Below are 16,679 nucleotides of genomic sequence, written 5' to 3'. Positions count from 1 at the left end.
AGTTTCAACCCAACCAGTCGAGAACCGCTGCGGCGGTCCATGATTGCTGCATGCTGCCCAGCGGCTCACCGGTGAACGGCTCGTAGTACTCGGCGAAAGAACCGTCGGCGGCTTGACGCAACCCTTCTTCGCGGAGATCCAGCGAACGCTCGGCCCAGCCCCGTCTGGCGAACGCCCACGAGAACAACCAAGTAATAACCGGCCACACGGGACCGCGCCAGTATTCGCGAGCCCGGAAATCGCGCGACACCGGCGAGGTCGACGGCGGTACCGCATATTTCAGGTCGGGGTGGCCGCAGAACCGGGTGCCCTCGAAGGTGCGGAGAAGGGTGCGTTCCTGCTCGCGCGGCAACCCGCCGCACAGCAGGGGAGCGAACATCGCGATGGTGTCGGTGGTGATCCACTTTCGCGCCCGCAGGTCGTAATCGCGCGCTGCGCCGGACCTTTCGTTGGTCGTCGCAACGACGCCCTTGCGAAACTTCTCGGCCCACCCACGCAGTTCGCGAACGTCGGAGTGCGGCTTCGAATGTTCCTCACCGATCGTGGCAAGCACGTCGCACGCCATCGCGAAGATCGCACTGACGAACACGTCCTCGACCGCGAAGCTCATCTTCTGCGCCAAGGCAGTGTCGTCGTACCCGGCCTGCTTCATCTCCTCGACCAGCCAGATGTAGCGGTCGTACTCGTCGTTGCTCGGCCGCTGCGTCGGATCGGTGATGACGGCATCGTCCTTGCGCTCGTACGGCGGCATGACCCCGGCAACGACATTGCGATACGACGCATCCCACCGCGGCGAATTGTCCATCCCCGATTCCCACCCGTGATACAGGGTGATGCGGCCACTGCCGTCGACATCCCGCGCCTCCGCCAGCCACCGGTGCCAGCGAACGAGATTCTCCCAGCGACGATCCAGAAACTCTTCGGCCACGGCACGCGTCGTACGTCCGTGCCGACGGGAATGGTCGAGGATCCGCTGCACGGCGATCGCGTGAACGGGTGGCTGCGTGATGCCCGAAGTCTGCGGCCCGGTCGGTGCGTGCACGGCCAACGCGCTGGTCTCCCACCTGGCCGGACCGGGGAAGTAGCCGTCGACCCCATTGGCGAACACGATGTGCGGAATCATGCCGTTCTTCCACTGCGCCGACAGCAACGTGTCGAGTTCGACCACCGCCCGCTCCACGCTCAGCGGAGCCAATCCCACCGACACGAACGCCGCATCCCAACTCCACATATGCGGATACAGCCGCGGCGCAGCACTCGTCATCGTGCCCAGATCGTTGCCGCGCAGAAGGTACGCAGCCCGCCCGGCCAACTGCGTCGAAGTGAATCCACGGTCGCCCATTGCTCCAGTGTGAGACCACGACGCCGATTTCGCCTTTCGAACCACCGTTGTCAACGAGGACGCAACCTGTCCGCAATTGCACTTACCGTCTACTCACAACAGCAACGAAAGGACCGTCATGACACTCACCGGCGAAAAAGCAGACATCCTTCGGATGTTCGCGGACCAGCGCACGAACTTCCTCTACACCGTCGAGGGCATCACCGATGAGCAGGCACAACTGCGGACCACGGTCAGCGACCTCACTCTCGGCGGACTGCTTCATCACGTCATCAGCAACGAACGCAGTTGGATCAAGGTCATCGAAGACATGGACGAGGACGCTCGGTTCGACATGTCGCGTATGGGCACCGAATACGTAATGAGCGAGGGACAGACCGTCACCGGCCTGCTCGCCGAATACTCGGACGTTGCGCGTGCAACCGAAGCCGCCGTCGCCGACATGGACCTCGACGCTCAGGTTCCGCTTCCGACGGCGCCGTGGGCCCCGGAGCGCACTTGGCAATCAGCCCGCTTCACGCTGCTGCACATCCTGCGTGAAATTGCCCAGCATGCCGGCCACGCCGACATCATCCGTGAATCGCTCGACGGTGGGAACACGACGATGCGGATGGCAGCGCAGGCGGGAATGAGTTGGGAGTGACGTGTTGGTTAAGTTGGAGGTATGACTGCCACAGCGTTGGTGACGGGCGCGAGTAGGGGACTGGGTGCGGCGATCGCGCGGCAGCTCGCGCCCGACCACCACGTCTATCTCGGAGGACGATCGGCCGAGTCGCTGGCCTCCATCGCGTCGGACCTGCCGGGTGCGACGCCGTGGCCGGTTGATCTTCGGGATCACGAGGCGGTGGTGGCCGCGGCCGGTTCCATCGATTCGCTGGACGTTCTGGTGCACAACGCGGGCGTCGCGGCGCTCGGAAGTGTCGTGGAATCGTCGATCGAGGAGTGGCGTGCACAGTACGAGAGCAACGTCATCGCCGTCGTCGCGCTCACCAAAGCTCTTCTGCCTGCGCTTCGGAGCGCGGGTGGGCATGTGGTGTTGATCAATTCCGGTGCCGGACTGCGAGCGAACCCCGGGTGGGGAGGCTACGCGGCGTCGAAGTTCGCACTGCGGGCGTTCGGCGATGCGTTGCGTCAGGAGGAGCCGACGTTGCGGGTGACCTCGGTTCACCCCGGCCGCATCGACACCGACATGCAGCGGGCCATCGTGGAGCACGAGGGCAAGCAGTACGACGCGTCACACTTTCTCGACGCGAACACCGTCGCTCTCGCTGTCCGCAACGCCATCGACACTCCTGCCGACGCACATCCAACGGAAATCGTGCTGAAACCGATTTCTCGCTGACCCCCCGAGTCTTAGGCTTGCCACATGCCACTGTCGAAAGCCGAACGAGAAGAATTCCTGTCCGAGCCGCACATCGCTGCGCTGTCGGTGTTCGCCGGCGACGACCGCGGCCCGCTGACCGTGCCGATCTGGTACCAGTACACACCGGGCGGCGAAGCCTGGGTGCTCACGGGCAAAACGTCCAAGAAGGCCGAGCTGATCCGCGCCGCAAGCACTTTCAGCCTGATGGTCGACCGCGCCGAACCCACCGTTCGTTACGTCTCCATCGACGGCCCGGTGATCCGCGAAGAAGCAGGCACCCAGGAGCAACTGCACGAAATGACAGCGCGGTACCTGGCCCCGGACAAGGTCGAGGGCTACCTCCAGTTCGCAAACAGTCAGCTCGAAGAAAACGTCGTGTTCTACCTCGAGCCGAAGCACTGGCTGTCCGCGGACATGGGAGCTGTGTAGGCGCTCCGCACCGGTGTGCACAAAATGCTGCTCCAACAACACTTAACGCACACGGGCGGCGGAGACGCCTACACGTGGTGCCGCCCCAGCGGCAGCATCAACGGCTTGCCCGATGTCGGATCGACGATGACTCTGTTGTCGAGGCCGAAGACTGCGCGCACGCAGTCTTCGGTCAGCACCGCGCTCGGTTCACCTGCGGCGTGAATGTGCCCCTCCGTCAATGCGATCAGATGATCGGAGTACCGCGCGGCGAGGTTGAGATCGTGCAGCACCATGACGATCGTGGTGCCGCGGGTGCGGTTGAGGTCGGTGAGCAGATCGAGCACTTCGACCTGATGGCTGACGTCGAGGAAGGTGGTCGGCTCGTCGAGCAGCAGCAGGTCGGTGTGCTGGGCCAGCGCCATCGCGATCCACACCCGTTGACGCTGGCCGCCGGAGAGTTCGTCGACGGCTCGATCGGCGAGCATAGCCGTCTGCGTCAGGTCCAGTGCGTCCGCGACGGCGATGTCGTCGTCTCTGCTCCAGCGCGAGAACATGCCCTGGTGGGGGTGCCGTCCGCGGCCCACGAGGTCGCTGACGGTGATGCCTTCGGGGGCGATCGGCGACTGCGGCAAGAGCCCGAGGGTGCGGGCCAACGCTTTTGCGGGCAGCTGGTGCACGTCTTTGCCGTCGAGCAGGACGTGCCCGTGTTTCGGTTTGAGGAGCCGCGACATAGACCGCAGAAGAGTCGATTTGCCGCATGCGTTGGCGCCGACGATCGAGGTGATCTTGCCCGGAGGGACCGACAGGTCGAGACGGTCGATGACCGTGCGGTCCCCGTATCCGAGCGTCAACTCCTCGATCTCGAGCGAGTGGGTCGTGGTCACAGTGAGCCTCCGACGCGGTTGGAGCGGACGATCAGGTAAATGAGGTACGGCGCGCCGAGGACTCCGGTGACGACGCCGACGGGGTATCTCGTTCCGAGCGCGTACTGACCGACGAAGTCCGCGACCAGTACCAGTAGTGCACCGACGAGCGCTGCCGGGATCAACAGCGACCCCGACGACCCGACGATTCTGGCGGCGATCGGGCCGGACAGGAAGGCAACGAAGGCGATCGGTCCGGCGGCGGCCGTCGCGAACGCTATGAGTCCTACGGCGGCGATGATCACGATGAGGCGCGTGCGGCCGACGCGAACGCCAAGTGCAGGGGCCATGTCGTCGCCGAGCTGGGTGACGGCGAGATTGCGGCTCTGAGACAGCAGCACGGGCGTCAGGACGACCAGTGCGATGAGGACGGGAACGACTGCCGTCCAGGTGGTTCCGTTGATACTGCCGGTGAGCCAACGTGACGCTTCTTGCAGATCCCACTGCGCGGCCCGCGAAAGGATGTAGGCGGTGACGCTGTCGAGCATGGCTGCGATGGCGATGCCGATAAGGATCAAGCGGGTGCCGACGACGCCGTCCTTGAACGACAGAACGTAGATGAGCAGTGCGACGACCAGGCCGCTGACGATGGCGAAGATCGACACCTGGGTGGCGCCCAATCCCAGGGTGACGATGGCGAATGCTGCTGCGGCACTTGCGCCTGCGCTGATACCGATGATGTCGGGGCTGGCGAGAGGGTTGCGCAGCATCGTTTGAAACGTGACGCCGCCGATGCCCAGACACAGACCCGCCGTGATCGCGAGCACGGCGCGAGGCAGGCGCAGGCGGCCGACTGTGTATGTGGCCCCTCCCGCCTCCTGCCCGATCAGCACTCCAAGCACGTCCCCCGGCGGGTAGAAGGTGCGGCCGAACATCAGCGTGATCGCGAAGCCGACGACGATCAGGGCGACGAGTACGAGCATGACCGTCCGACGTCGTGCGGAGCGTCGAGCACGACCGCGAGCGACCATCTCGACCGTCGAAGTCTGGGCCTCGAGAGCGGAGGTCAGCGTCACAGGTCTGCTACTTTCTGGCGCCGCACGATGTAAATGAAGAACGGTGCGCCGATGAGCGCGGTCACGATGCCGACGTCGATCTCCGCCGGGCGCGCAACGATGCGACCGACCACGTCGGCAGCGGTGAGCAGGGCCGCGCCGCCGAGCGCGGAATAGGGGAGAAGCCAGCGATGGTCGACACCGACGATGAGCCGACAGAGATGCGGCACAACGAGTCCGACGAAGGCGATCGGCCCGGTCACCGCGGTGACGGCACCACACAGAACCACCGCACCGACGAACGCTGCGGCCCTGACGACGGCGACGCGCTCACCGAGACCGGCCGCGAGCTCGTCGCCGAGGGCAAGGGAATTGAGGCCTCGCGCTGACAACAGACTGATCGCGAACCCGACGAGCAGAAACGGCAGCACCATGCCGATGCGGTCGAACACGGCGCCGCCGACACCGCCGATCTGCCATGCCTGGATGCCCTCGGCGAGGTCGCTGCGGGGCAGAGCGATCGCGGCGACGAACGACACCAATGCAGCCGACGTCGCGGCACCGGCAAGCGCCAGCTTGAGCGGCGTCGCTCCACCCCGGCCGAGAGATCCGACGGCGTAGACGAACGCGGCGGCGACTGCGGCCCCGAAGATGGCGACCCAGACGAAGCTCGTCGCGGCAGCGAGACCGAAGAACGTCATGCCGCTGACGACGGCGAGCGAGGAGCCCATGGTGATGCCGAGGATTCCGGGATCTGCGAGAGGGTTGCGCGTCACCCCTTGCAGGACGGCGCCAGACACGGCGAGAGCCGCGCCCGCGAGAATCGCCAACACGGTTCGGGGGAGCCTCGTTGCCACGGCAGCCTGATCGAAGCCCTCGGTCGACCCACCGAGCGCCGCCAGGATGTCGTCCCAGCCGACGGTGCGAGATCCGATGGTGATCGACAGAAACACCAGAGCCACCAGCACACCGCAGAGCACGAGGAGTCCGACCGAGCGCACCCAGGCCGGACTCCTCGTGTCGGGAGCAGTTGCTACTGCGATGGCGCGGCCGCCTGGTCGAGGAGATCCAGGTAGTCGTCGAGCACCCACGAGATGGAAAGGGGCGTCGGGTTCGACGCGGTGCCGATGGGGCCGTCGCTCGGGAGCGCCACGATGGCGTCGTTGCGGACAGCAGGCATCTGCGACAGCAGCGGATCCGCCTCGAGTGCGCTGACCAGCTCGTCCCCGCCGTAGGTGACGATGATGTCCACGTCACCGAACGCGTCCGCCTGCTCGGCACTCTGCTTCAGACTGAACTTGTCGGTGGCCGCGGACGCGGTTTCCACGCTCGGCGGCGTCACCATTCCCAGGTCCTCGAAGAACATCGTGCGGGTGTCGTGCGTGGTGTAGAAGCTGACCTCGCTGAGGTTGGTGGTGTCGACGTGCGTCAGGAACATCACCGACTTGCCTGCCATGCCTGGGTGATTCGCGACGGACTCGTCGATCTGCGCATCGAGGTCGGCGATGAGCTGCCGGCCTTCCTCCGCCATGCCCAGGGCTTCGCTGCTGACGGAGATCATGTCGCGCCACGGCGTTCCCCATGCGGTCTCGGGGTATGCCACGACGGGAGCGATCTCGCTGAGCTGGTCGTACGTCTCCTGGTCGAGCCCGGAGTACGCGGCGAGGATGACGTCGGGGTCGGTGTCGGCCACTGCCTCGAAGTCGACGCCGTCGGTCTCGTCGAACAGCACGGGTGCTTCGCCGCCGAGCTCGTCGAGCTTTGCGTCCACCCAGGGGAGGATGCCGTCACCGTCGTCGTCACCGAAGTTGGCCGCTGCCATCCCTACCGGCACGATGCCCAGTGCGAGAGGCACTTCCTGGTTGGCCCAGTTGACGGTCGCCACGCGCTCGGGCTTGGTCTCGATGGTCGTCGTTCCGAGTGCGTGTTCGATGGTGACGGGTGTCCAGTCGCCATCGGTCTGGCTCTCGTCCGATGTCGACGAGGACGAGCAAGCTGCGAGGCCGACGGTCAATACCGCCGCGGCGGAGAGTACGGCGAACCGTGACACGTGAGACATGGGTTCCTTCGGTTTCGGCGCGACAACACCGAAGTGATGTTGTGGCAGAACGGTTCTTGCGCCGTGTCGGTGCTCGAACGATTACATAGGCAAGGTTTACCTTCGTCAAGTTAGTGGACGGCTCAACTGTTTGCAATCGATCAAAAGCGACTGTTTCTTCAGCGAAACGGACAAATAATGACCTGCATCACAAAGCCTTGAAGCGCCCTGGCGTCGTCCCGGTGATGCGCCGGAAGGCAGTTCCGAAGGCGCTGGCAGATCTGAAGCCGACCGCAAGAGCGACGTCGTCGATGCTCTCGCCGTGGGCCATCAGTGCGATGGCGCGCTGCACCCGAGCCGTCGCCACCCAGCGGGCAAAACCGACACCCGTCTCGTCCTGGAACAGTCGCGTGATCGTGCGAGCACTCAGCCTCAGACGCTTCGACCACGCCTCGAGGGTCGTCGTGTCCGCCGGATCGGCGAGAATCGCGGCGACGATCGGCGCCAACCGCAGCGAATCGGGAATGCGGACAGCCAGCTCGTGCGCCGCGGGCGAGAGAACGTCGAGCACCATCGCCTCCGTCGTCGCCCGCGAACTCGGGGACAGGCCGTCAACCTTCAATCGATCGAGCAGGAGCCGCAGCATCGGTGAAACATCCACTGCAACAGGGCCGTCCGCGATCAGTGGCGCATCGTCCACCCTGAATTGCGCCGCTCTGGACCACGTGCCCGCGGGCATCCACCCCGTGTGGGGCATTCCCGCCGGAATCCACAGCCCCGTCGACGAGGTGATCGTCCACGTACGCGAACCCACCGTCGCCGTCGACACGCCCCGCTCGTTCCACAACAACTCGTGGGTGGGGTGCGAATGCTCCTCCCAATGCGTATCGCGCGTCATGACCTCGTACACACCGCCGATGACGAACGGCACGTCGATCTCGCCCGCGGCGTACCGCGGCAGAGTGCGAGTATCGACGTCCGCGCGGGCAGCGTGCGATGCGGTCACGGCAACGAACCTACCGGGCGGTGCTAGATTCTGGCCGTGAAGTCCCCGGTACCCGATTACCTGCAGGAAGTCCTCGACGCGCTGGCCGCCGACACCGACGGAGCCGTCGCCGACTACATCCCCGACCTGAAGAACGCGAACCCGGACGTCTTCGCCATCGCACTCACCACAGCCGGAGGCCGGACCCATTCCGTCGGAGACGACGAGGTCGAATTCTCCATCCAGTCCATCTCCAAGCCGTTCGCCTACGCCGCGGCCCTCACCGACCTGGGTTTCGACGCCGTCGCCGGCACGGTCGGGGTCGAACCGTCGGGTGAGGCGTTCAACGAACTGTCCCTCGAAGGCGAGACCCGCCGCCCGAAGAACCCGATGATCAACGCAGGCGCCATCGCCACCCACTCACTGCTGGGCAGCAACGTCGACGAGCGAGTCTCCCGGGCTCTGGATTTCTTCGGGGCGCTGGCCGGGCGCACTCTATCGATCGATGAGTCGGTGTGCACGTCCGAGCTCGCCACCGCGGATCGCAACCTCGCCATCGCTCACATGCTGCGCAACTACGGCATCATCAACGACGACGCTCCGTCCGTGGTGGAGGGATACACCAAACAGTGTTCGATCAACATCACCGTCCGTGACCTGGCAGTGATGGGTGCGACGCTCGCCAACGCCGGCGTGCACCCGGTCACCGGCCAGCGCGTCGTATCCAGAGCTGTTGCCAGGCAGACACTTTCGGTCATGGCAGGCGCCGGCATGTACGACGCAGCAGGACACTGGCTCACCACCGTCGGGATACCCGCGAAAAGCGGAGTTGCGGGCGGGCTCCTCGGCGCCCTGCCGGGGCAAGCGGGCGTCAGCGTCTTCTCACCGCGACTCGACAGCCACGGCAACAGCGTGCGCGGCGTCAAAGTATTCGAGCGACTCTCCGACGACATGGGCCTACACCTGATGGAAGCCGAACCCTACGGATCCTCCGTGCTGCGCGACATCCGCGTTGTCGACGACGAGCTGGTGGTCGAACTGCAGGGTGTCATCCACTTCACCGGAGCCGAGAACGTCCTCGACGGTCTGGCCAAGGACCGCGGCTCGAGCCCGGTGGTCGTCGACGTCTCCCGCGTCGACCGATTCAGCGACGTCGGCCGACGCATGGTGCTCGAAGGAATGCGCAGACTGGTATTCGACGGACGGGCGGTCGCGCTCGTCGACCCCGACGGTGTTCTGCCCACACCCGACCTCGGCGACGGAACCTTCCCCGCCATCCGCTGACCGCCACTCGCCGACCTGGTCAGGGTGCGTCGGTCTTGATGATCTTCATCGTGATGCGCGAATCCACCCGGGCTATCGCCGGATCGCCCATCAGCTGGGTCGTCAACCATTTCTCGAATGCGGCGAGGTCGGCGACGCGAACGCGCAGGAAGTAATCGGGGATGCCGAACATGCGACGGAGTTCCGCGACCTCGGCCATACCGGCCATTCGCTCCTCGAACGCCGCCACCGTGCGGAAATCCTTGGCCACGAGATCGGCGTGAATGATGACTTCGAAACCGCGGCCCATCCGGGTTCGGTCGACGAGCGCGGAGTAGCCGGTGATGACGCCGTCCTCTTCCAACTTGCGGACGCGTCGTAGACACGGTGCCGGCGTAAGGCCCACCTGCGCGGCCAGGTCCTGATTGCTCAGCCGGCCGTTCTCCTGCAAAAGCAACAAGATGTGCTCATCGATCGCATCCACCTCCCACATATTGCTCGCTACTCGCAAGTTGCACAAGATGCGGCAACAAAAACGCTCGACTGATTTCCTATCCTTGCCGTATGACCACGCTAGCCACCACACCGGTTCGTACGCCGCTCCGTGCCGCCGCCCGATCAGCGGGCGTCGTCTGGCTCGGATTGTTCGTTCTCGGAATCGGATTCGGTGTCATCGTCACCGCACACGATCTCCCGTGGTGGCTCGCACCCGTCATGTCCGGCGTCATGTTCGCAGGATCCGTCGAATTCATCCTGGTCGGACTACTCGCTGCGTCGGCACCGATCGCTGCCATTGCAATGACCACCCTGCTGGTCAACTCCCGGCACCTGTTCTACGGTCTGTCCTTCCCGCTGCACCGAGTCGAAGGCCGATTCGCGAAGCTGTACAGCATCTTTGCGCTCTGCGACGAAGCATTCGCCCTCGCGTCCGCACGGATGCGCAGCGGACACATCCTGTGGACACAGTTCGGGCTGCATTCGTCGTGGATGGTCGGATCGCTCGTCGGCGCCGGAGTCGGCAGCTCCCTGCTGGCCGGGCTCGAAGGGCTCGACTTCGTCCTCACCGCACTGTTTCTCGTGCTGTTCCTCGACGTCTACCGCGAAAACCCCAACAGGGTCACACTGTTGCTCGCCGTCGGGTCCGGAGTGATCGGATACGCCCTCGCACCGGGCTCGATGCTGGTCGTGTCGATGTGCGTGTTCACCGCCGCGCTGCTGGTCAGGCACCGTCGTGGTTGACCTCGGGTACGTTGCCGCCGCGCTGGCCGTCGCCGTTGCGATCACGTTCTCCCTCAGAGCAATTCCGTTCGTCGTGCGCTCATCGCTCCGCGACTCCGCACTGCTCGACTCGCTCGCACGCTGGATGCCCCTCGGCGCCGTCGCCATCCTGGCCGTCTACGCCCTGACCTCCATCGACCTCGGCAGCTCCGCACACGGCATCCCCCAACTCGCCGGCGTCGCCGCCACCGTCGGCACGCACCTCTGGCGTCGCAACATCGCGCTGAGCATCCTCGTCGGCACCGGCACCTGCGTCGTCCTGGCGAACTGGGTTTTCTGAGGGTTCGGATTCGCATTTTTTGCAGGCGTTCAAGCACGTTTCGACTGCACAAGTACGGATCTGCAATCGACATCGAAGCTGTGGCCGTGCCGGCTTATCGATTCACGCCGCCGGGAGCCGAGAGGTTGGAACACCTCGGAACTGCCTCGACGCGGTCGCCACATGACGCGACTTGCCGTTGCCCTCGCTGTGGAAATAGCTTCGGGCGCTCGAGTTGCCATCCCCTACCGACAAACCGGTCAAGCGGAGCTGTCCGCATCGCACTTGTGCAGACGATTCCTGGCGTGTCGTCTGCATAAGTGCGGGCTCGGGGAACGAAGAATGCCTGGCCGGATGAATTGTGGCGGGGAACGGTATGAACACTGAATGATCACAAAGTTGTGACGTAGGCAACATATCTGGTTGAACGCGCGACATACTCGTCGAGCGAACACTGACGGGCGGAGCGCGCCGCGTCTGCATTACGACTCGAGCTTCGGAGGCCCGGCATGACTGTTGTGAACGACTACTCGAACACGGACTTCACGGGCCTCGTCGGCAGCAACACGGTCACCGCGTACGCAGCCCCGGTCATCGTGCCGATTCGAGAGACGGGCACACAGTCGCCGACGTTCTGCGTCCATCCGATCGAAGGATTGACCAGCTGCTACGCAGAGCTCGTCGAACAGTTCGACGAGGACCGCCCGGTGTACGGCGTGCAGGCGGCCGGCGGTCGACCCGCGACTCTGGTGGCTCTCGCATCGCAGTATGCCGACGACATCCTCGCCATCGGTGCCGGCCGTTCCATCCATCTTCTCGGGTCGGCCTTCGGCGGCCTGCTCGCCCACGCCATCGCCGTCGAGCTGCAGCGGCGCGGCACCAGCGTCGACAGCCTCGTGCTCGTCGACGCCGACCCAGTCCACCGATCGACCGACCCACAACACGAACTGCTGGAAAGAATGGGCGACGTCATCGACCGCAGCCGCGCCGAGGAACTGCTGGCTGTCGCCGGTCACAACGAACAACTGGCCCGCGGACACTTCCCGGGAGTCTTCGTCGGCACCGCCTTCGTGGTCTCCGCCGCAGACGCCGACACCGGCCCGGCCTGGCACGCATTCGTCAGCGGCGACGTCGTCAAGTACACCGTCCCCGACACCGCCGATCTCGCTGTCGTCGGGAAGCTCGTCAACCGGCTGGTCTGAGCCTTCGACCCCCGTGTCTACGAAGTGCTGTTCCCACCACGTTTTTGGCACACGGGCGGCGAAGCCGCATCGCACACGGGCGGCGAAGCCGCATTACGGCGTGGGCGCCAAGCTGTTGCCCGGCGGGATCGTGGCGCAGTTGCTGTGCGTTGATAGGTTCGCGAATCGCTCGGTCAAGAATTGCAAGCCCTGAGCTTCGAAGGGCGGGAATGCTTCTCCGTGGGTCAGGCCGTCGTACTGCGAGTACTGAACATCGACGCCGCGCCCACAATATTCGTGAGCGAGCCCGACCACGTCGTCGGTGATCATGATGGTGTCGCCGATCGGATCTGCATGCCCGACGGCGAGAAACATCGGCGTCCTCGGTGTGCCCTGGCTGCCCATGATGTTGTCGTCGATCGCGGCAACCACTTCGGGAACATCGAGGAGCGACGTGTACGGGGCGCTGACCATCGAGGCGTCGGTCAGCGTCGGATAGTCGTCGGCGAATTGAGCGATGCATTCCTGATCGACCTGGTCGATGACCTGTAAGCCGTAGTCGGAGATGAAATCGTCGATGTCGAGGCCGTAGGCGCGCTGATAGGCGACGATGAGGGCGGGGATCACGCCGGCCCACTGGGCGCTTCCGCTCACGTACGGCAGATTGTGTGCCAGGTCGACGGGTAGCCCGCCCGCCGCAACCCCGACGAGGTTCAGCTCGGGCGCGTAGTCGGGCGCAACTTCGGCTCCCCACTGTGTCGGTACCGATCCACCGGAGTAGCCGATCATCCCGACGGGTGTGCTCGACGGCAGCTGCAGGAACGATTGCGCAGCGCGAACGCCGTCCAGGGCCGCGTACCCCGATTGCCTGCCGATGGTCCACTCGAGGTCTTCGCCCTCGTAGTCCGGTACGACGACGGTGTAGCCGGCTGCCAGGTAGCCCGCGATGACCACCTGCTCGGCCCCTGCGATTCCGCTGGTCGAGCCGCCGCTGAGCGTGTACGACGGGTCGCACTGAGACCCAAGTGCGTCGTACGCCATGTGATAGGACACAAGCCGCGTCGGCCCGGGAACGAGCGGCCGCAGCACCGTCGCAACAGTCACGACGCCGCCGCCCTGCTGATCGGTGGTCCGGTAGAGCACTTGACTACCGGTGATCGGTGTCGACTGCGTCGGGGTCCGAAACTCCATCGGCCTCGACCGAAGCACCGTGCCGGGAGCGACTGCGAGCGACCCGTCATAGCTGTAGAACGGGTCGTTCGCAGGTATCGGTGAGCCGGGGCCCGGGTCCGCCTGCGCAACCGAACCGCTGCACAGTCCGACCGAGAGCGCGACTGCTGCTACCACCCGTACAGCAAATCCTCGTGACATGGCACGAAGTAAAGCGCACCCGGCACGGTCGCACACCGAGACCGCGCAGATTTCACCCTCTATGGGTGGCCCGCCGCCCCCGTGTCTACGAAGTGCTGTTCCCACCACGTTTTTCGCACACGGGCGGCGAAGCCGCATCACGTTTTCCGCACACGGGCGGCGAAGCCGCCTACTTCAGGACAATGTTGACCATGCGCCCCGGGATGACGATGACCTTGGTCGGGGCCTTGCCGTCCAACAGCGCGACGATCTTCTCGTCCGCGAGAGCCGTTTTCTCGACGTCGTCCTTGCCTGCATCGGTAGGGACGGTGACGCGGCTGCGTACCTTGCCGTTGACCTGAATCGGGTAGTCGACGGTGTCGGCGACGAGCCACTTCGAATCCACCCGCGGGAACGGGCCGTGCGCGAGCGAACGGTCGTGGCCGAGACGCTTCCACAGTTCCTCACACAGGTGCGGAGCCATGGGCGCGAGCATCAGTACCAGCGGCTCGACGACACCGCGGGGGGCACCGTCGGGGTAGGCCTTGGTGAGGTGATTGGTCAGCTCGATGAGCTTGGCTCCGGCCGTATTGTCGCGCAGCGCAGTGTAATCCGCTTCGACGCCGTCGATGACTCGGTTGAGGACGCGCAGGGTGTCCTCGGTCGGCTTCTCGTCGGTGACGCGCACCTCGCCGGTCTCCTCGTCGAGGACCAGTCGCCACACCCGCTGCAGGAATCGCTGCGCGCCGACGACGTCCTTGGTCGCCCACGGCCGCGAGGTGTCGAGCGGTCCCATCGACATCTCGTACACGCGCAGGGTGTCGGCGCCGTACTCGGCGAAGATTTCGTCGGGGGACACGGAGTTCTTGAGGCTTTTGCCCATCTTCCCGTACTCACGATTGACGGGTTCGCCTTGGTAGAACCACGAGCCGTCACGTTCTTCCACCTCGTCGGCCGGCACGTACACGCCGCGCGCGTCGGTGAAGGCATACGCCTGGATGTAGCCCTGGTTGTACAGGCGGCGATACGGCTCACTGGAGCTGACATGACCCAGATCGAAGAGCACCTTGTGCCAGAACCGTGAGTACAGCAGGTGCAGAACCGCATGTTCGACGCCGCCGACGTACAGGTCGACGCCGCCGGGGTCGTTGGGGCCATGGATCTCGGGACGTGGTCCGACCCAGTACTTCTCGTTCTCGGGGTCGGCGAACGTCTCGGTGTTGGTCGGGTCGATGTAGCGCAGCTGATACCAGGAGCTACCGGCCCACTGCGGCATGACGTTGGTGTCGCGGTGGTAGGTCTGCAGGCCGTCGCCCAGGTCGAGTTCGACGTCGACCCAGTCGGTGGCCTTGGCCAACGGCGGTGACGGTTCCGAGTCGGCGTCGTCGGGATCGAAGGACACGGGTGCGTAGTCCTCGACCTCCGGGAGCTGTACCGGCAGAACCGAATCCGGCAGTGCATGAGCATTACCGTCGGCGTCGTAGACGATCGGGAACGGCTCGCCCCAGTATCGCTGCCGCGCGAACAGCCAGTCGCGCAACTTGTAGTTGATGGTGCCCTTGCCCTTGCCGTCCTCCTCCAGCTTCGAGACGACCGCAGCCTTGGCGTCGTCGACCGAGAGACCATCGAGGAAACCGGAATTGACCAACTCACCGTCGCCGACGTATGCCGCTTCGGTGACGCCGCCCCCGGAGATGACCTCGCGAATGGGCAGCTCGAACTTGGTGGCGAATTCCCAGTCGCGTTGGTCGTGACCGGGAACGGCCATGATGGCGCCGGTGCCGTAGCCGGTGAGTACGTAGTCGGCGATGAACACCGGAACCTGCTCGCCGTTGACGGGATTGGCAGCGTAGGAGCCGGTGAAGACGCCGGTCTTCTCCTTGTTCTCCTGGCGTTCGAGGTCGGACTTCGCGGCGATCGACGCGCGGTATGCCGCAACGGCTTCCGCGGGCGTCGCGGCTCCGCCGGTCCATACGGCAGGAACGTCGGAGGGCCACTCGGAGGCGACGAGGGAATCAACCAGATCGTGCTCCGGAGCGAGAACCACGTAGGTGGCTCCGAACAACGTGTCCGGACGTGTCGTGAAGACGTCGATACCGGAGAACGACACCTGCGCTCCGCGCGATCGGCCGATCCAGTTGCGCTGCATGGTCTTGACCTTGTCCGGCCAATCCAGGTATTCGAGGTCGTCGATCAGCCGGTCCGAGTACGCGGTGATGCGCATCATCCACTGCCGCAGGTTCTTACGAAAGACCGGGAAGTTGCCGCGATCGCTCCGGCCGTCCGCGGTGACTTCTTCGTTGGCCAACACCGTGCCGAGCCCGGGGCACCAGTTGACCATCGAGTTCGATTCGTAGACCAGGCGGAAGGAGTCCAGCACACCGGCGCGCTCCGACGCCGTCAACGAAGCCCAGTCGCGTCCGTCGTCGAGCGCGCGAGAACCGTCGGCGAATTCCGCCTCGAGTTCCGAGATCGGACGCGCCTTTGCCTTGTCGACGTCGTACCAGGAGTTGAAGATCTGCAGAAAGATCCACTGCGTCCAATGATAGAAGTCGACATCCGTCGTCGCCAGCGACCGCCGCCGATCGTGACCGAGACCCAGCCGACGCAGCTGCCGACGCATGTTGGCGATGTTCGCCTCGGTGGTGCTGCGCGGGTGCGTACCCGTCTGCACTGCGTACTGCTCGGCGGGCAGGCCGAAGGCGTCGTAACCGAGGGCATGCAGCACGTTGCGGCCGTGCATCCGGTGAAAACGCGCGAAGACGTCCGTCGCGATGTAGCCGAGGGGGTGTCCGACGTGCAAGCCGCTGCCCGACGGGTAGGGAAACATGTCCTGAACGAAGAGCTTGTCTTTGGGGACGTCACCCTTCAGCGGACCCACGGGATTCGGCGCATCGAAGATGCCCTGCTCGTCCCACAGGTCTTGCCACTGCTGCTCGATGCGTCCCGCCACATCCGCGGTATAGCGGTGCTCGGGGACGGACTCGGACGGCGTCTGAACTGGATCGGTCACACTCACCAGCGTAAAGCGTGAGCTGGGCCGCCTGGTACTTCGGCCTGTAGTAGACGTATTCTCGACTGCGTGATCGTCGTGTCGATAGTGATGTTCGTACTCGCAGTCGTCGTAGGCGCCGTCGCCGCTGCGAGCCTGTCCGGTCGGCTGCCCCGCAATCGCTGGGCCGGCGTGCGGACCGCCGAGTCGATGCGCGACGACGAGACCTTCGCCCTCGCCAACAAGGTCGCCGGACCGACCACTGCCGCATCTGCTGTGCTGCTCGGCATCGGCGGAGC

The 16,679-nt window shown here is 64.9% G+C and carries 17 protein-coding genes; 8 read left to right on the top strand and 9 right to left on the bottom strand.

Annotated features, from left to right (window positions below; translation table 11 throughout):
• Positions 1–4: 4 nt before the first annotated feature.
• A complete protein-coding gene (ggh, locus tag WBQ44_RS04290) occupies positions 5–1,342 on the bottom strand; it encodes a glucosylglycerate hydrolase (protein WP_495565496.1) in 1,338 nt (445 codons plus the stop codon).
• A gap of 118 nt (positions 1,343–1,460) precedes the next feature.
• On the opposite strand from ggh, the gene WBQ44_RS04285 reads away from it, so the two are divergent.
• From WBQ44_RS04285 to WBQ44_RS04275, 3 genes are read left to right on the top strand one after another with little or no spacing between them, the layout of a single operon-like run.
• Positions 1,461–1,985, top strand: coding sequence for a DinB family protein (locus tag WBQ44_RS04285; RefSeq protein WP_495565495.1), 525 nt, complete (start codon positions 1,461–1,463; stop codon positions 1,983–1,985).
• Positions 1,986–2,006: 21 nt separating this feature from the next.
• A complete protein-coding gene (locus WBQ44_RS04280; RefSeq protein ID WP_495565494.1) occupies positions 2,007–2,684 on the top strand; it encodes an SDR family oxidoreductase in 678 nt (225 codons plus the stop codon).
• Between the two features lie 24 nt (positions 2,685–2,708).
• Positions 2,709–3,134, top strand: a complete 426-nt coding sequence (locus WBQ44_RS04275; RefSeq protein ID WP_495565493.1) for a pyridoxamine 5'-phosphate oxidase family protein — start codon at positions 2,709–2,711, stop codon at positions 3,132–3,134.
• Between the two features lie 68 nt (positions 3,135–3,202).
• Here WBQ44_RS04275 and WBQ44_RS04270 read toward each other — a convergent pair whose 3' ends face one another.
• The 5 genes from WBQ44_RS04270 to WBQ44_RS04250 all read right to left on the bottom strand — a co-directional run bounded on the left by WBQ44_RS04270 (position 3,203) and on the right by WBQ44_RS04250 (position 8,078).
• Positions 3,203–4,000 carry an ABC transporter ATP-binding protein gene (locus WBQ44_RS04270; RefSeq protein WP_495565492.1) on the bottom strand — a complete coding sequence of 266 codons (798 nt, stop codon included), beginning with the start codon at positions 3,998–4,000 and terminating at the stop codon, positions 3,203–3,205.
• The gene (locus tag WBQ44_RS04265) at positions 3,997–5,010 is read right to left on the bottom strand and encodes a FecCD family ABC transporter permease (RefSeq protein ID WP_495565500.1); all 1,014 of its coding nucleotides are present in this window, start codon (positions 5,008–5,010) and stop codon (positions 3,997–3,999) included. The genes WBQ44_RS04270 and WBQ44_RS04265 overlap by 4 nt, the downstream gene beginning before the upstream one ends.
• A 41-nt stretch (positions 5,011–5,051) precedes the next feature.
• Complete coding sequence (locus WBQ44_RS04260; RefSeq protein WP_495565491.1) at positions 5,052–6,035, bottom strand: FecCD family ABC transporter permease; 984 nt, start codon at positions 6,033–6,035, stop codon at positions 5,052–5,054.
• Between the two features lie 32 nt (positions 6,036–6,067).
• Positions 6,068–7,093, bottom strand: a complete 1,026-nt coding sequence (locus tag WBQ44_RS04255) for an iron-siderophore ABC transporter substrate-binding protein (protein WP_495565490.1) — start codon at positions 7,091–7,093, stop codon at positions 6,068–6,070.
• Positions 7,094–7,280: 187 nt separating this feature from the next.
• Positions 7,281–8,078, bottom strand: coding sequence for a helix-turn-helix domain-containing protein (locus tag WBQ44_RS04250; protein ID WP_495565489.1), 798 nt, complete (start codon positions 8,076–8,078; stop codon positions 7,281–7,283).
• 36 nt (positions 8,079–8,114) lie between these two features.
• Here WBQ44_RS04250 and WBQ44_RS04245 point away from each other — a divergent pair, with 36 nt between their 5' ends.
• Entirely contained in the window at positions 8,115–9,341 is a 1,227-nt protein-coding gene (locus tag WBQ44_RS04245; RefSeq protein ID WP_495565488.1) for a glutaminase, read from the top strand.
• Between the two features lie 19 nt (positions 9,342–9,360).
• Here WBQ44_RS04245 and WBQ44_RS04240 read toward each other — a convergent pair whose 3' ends face one another.
• Positions 9,361–9,813: an Lrp/AsnC family transcriptional regulator gene (locus tag WBQ44_RS04240; RefSeq protein WP_495565487.1), complete on the bottom strand. Its 453-nt coding sequence runs from the start codon at positions 9,811–9,813 to the stop codon at positions 9,361–9,363.
• A 71-nt stretch (positions 9,814–9,884) separates the two neighbouring features.
• On the opposite strand from WBQ44_RS04240, the gene WBQ44_RS04235 reads away from it, so the two are divergent.
• From WBQ44_RS04235 to WBQ44_RS04225, 3 genes are all read left to right on the top strand, one after another.
• Positions 9,885–10,559, top strand: a complete 675-nt coding sequence (locus tag WBQ44_RS04235) for an AzlC family ABC transporter permease (RefSeq protein ID WP_495565486.1) — start codon at positions 9,885–9,887, stop codon at positions 10,557–10,559.
• The gene (locus WBQ44_RS04230; RefSeq protein WP_495565485.1) at positions 10,552–10,878 is read left to right on the top strand and encodes a branched-chain amino acid transporter permease; all 327 of its coding nucleotides are present in this window, start codon (positions 10,552–10,554) and stop codon (positions 10,876–10,878) included. The genes WBQ44_RS04235 and WBQ44_RS04230 overlap by 8 nt, the downstream gene beginning before the upstream one ends.
• Before the next feature lie 488 nt (positions 10,879–11,366).
• On the top strand, positions 11,367–12,059 hold the full coding sequence (locus tag WBQ44_RS04225; protein WP_495565484.1) for a thioesterase domain-containing protein: 693 nt from the start codon (positions 11,367–11,369) through the stop codon (positions 12,057–12,059).
• A gap of 93 nt (positions 12,060–12,152) precedes the next feature.
• On the opposite strand, the gene WBQ44_RS04220 is transcribed toward WBQ44_RS04225, so the two are convergent.
• Positions 12,153–13,409, bottom strand: a complete 1,257-nt coding sequence (locus WBQ44_RS04220) for a lipase family protein (protein WP_495565483.1) — start codon at positions 13,407–13,409, stop codon at positions 12,153–12,155.
• A gap of 169 nt (positions 13,410–13,578) precedes the next feature.
• Positions 13,579–16,401 carry a leucine--tRNA ligase gene (gene leuS, locus WBQ44_RS04215; protein WP_495565482.1) on the bottom strand — a complete coding sequence of 941 codons (2,823 nt, stop codon included), beginning with the start codon at positions 16,399–16,401 and terminating at the stop codon, positions 13,579–13,581.
• 90 nt (positions 16,402–16,491) lie between these two features.
• Here leuS and WBQ44_RS04210 point away from each other — a divergent pair.
• On the top strand, positions 16,492–16,679 hold a 188-nt coding region (locus WBQ44_RS04210), incomplete at its 3' end, for an SdpI family protein (protein ID WP_495565499.1).

Source organism: Rhodococcus sp. (in: high G+C Gram-positive bacteria), assembly GCF_049591685.1.
Lineage (GTDB): Bacteria > Actinomycetota > Actinomycetes > Mycobacteriales > Mycobacteriaceae > Rhodococcoides.
Note: the sequence above shows the minus strand (reverse complement) of the source record. Positions and strands in the feature narration are given on the sequence as shown.

Bases quoted from the DNA above. Each gene is read 5' to 3' on its own strand.
- WBQ44_RS04240 (WP_495565487.1), bottom strand. From the start codon at position 9,813: ATGTGGGAGGTGGATGCGATCGATGAGCACATCTTGTTGCTTTTGCAG.
- WBQ44_RS04235 (WP_495565486.1), top strand. From the start codon at position 9,885: ATGACCACGCTAGCCACCACACCGGTTCGTACGCCGCTCCGTGCCGCC.
- WBQ44_RS04280 (WP_495565494.1), top strand. From the start codon at position 2,007: ATGACTGCCACAGCGTTGGTGACGGGCGCGAGTAGGGGACTGGGTGCG.
- WBQ44_RS04275 (WP_495565493.1), top strand. From the start codon at position 2,709: ATGCCACTGTCGAAAGCCGAACGAGAAGAATTCCTGTCCGAGCCGCAC.
- WBQ44_RS04220 (WP_495565483.1), bottom strand. From the start codon at position 13,409: ATGTCACGAGGATTTGCTGTACGGGTGGTAGCAGCAGTCGCGCTCTCG.
- ggh (WP_495565496.1), bottom strand. From the start codon at position 1,342: ATGGGCGACCGTGGATTCACTTCGACGCAGTTGGCCGGGCGGGCTGCG.
- WBQ44_RS04285 (WP_495565495.1), top strand. From the start codon at position 1,461: ATGACACTCACCGGCGAAAAAGCAGACATCCTTCGGATGTTCGCGGAC.
- WBQ44_RS04225 (WP_495565484.1), top strand. From the start codon at position 11,367: ATGACTGTTGTGAACGACTACTCGAACACGGACTTCACGGGCCTCGTC.
- WBQ44_RS04255 (WP_495565490.1), bottom strand. From the start codon at position 7,093: ATGTCTCACGTGTCACGGTTCGCCGTACTCTCCGCCGCGGCGGTATTG.
- WBQ44_RS04265 (WP_495565500.1), bottom strand. From the start codon at position 5,010: ATGGTCGCTCGCGGTCGTGCTCGACGCTCCGCACGACGTCGGACGGTC.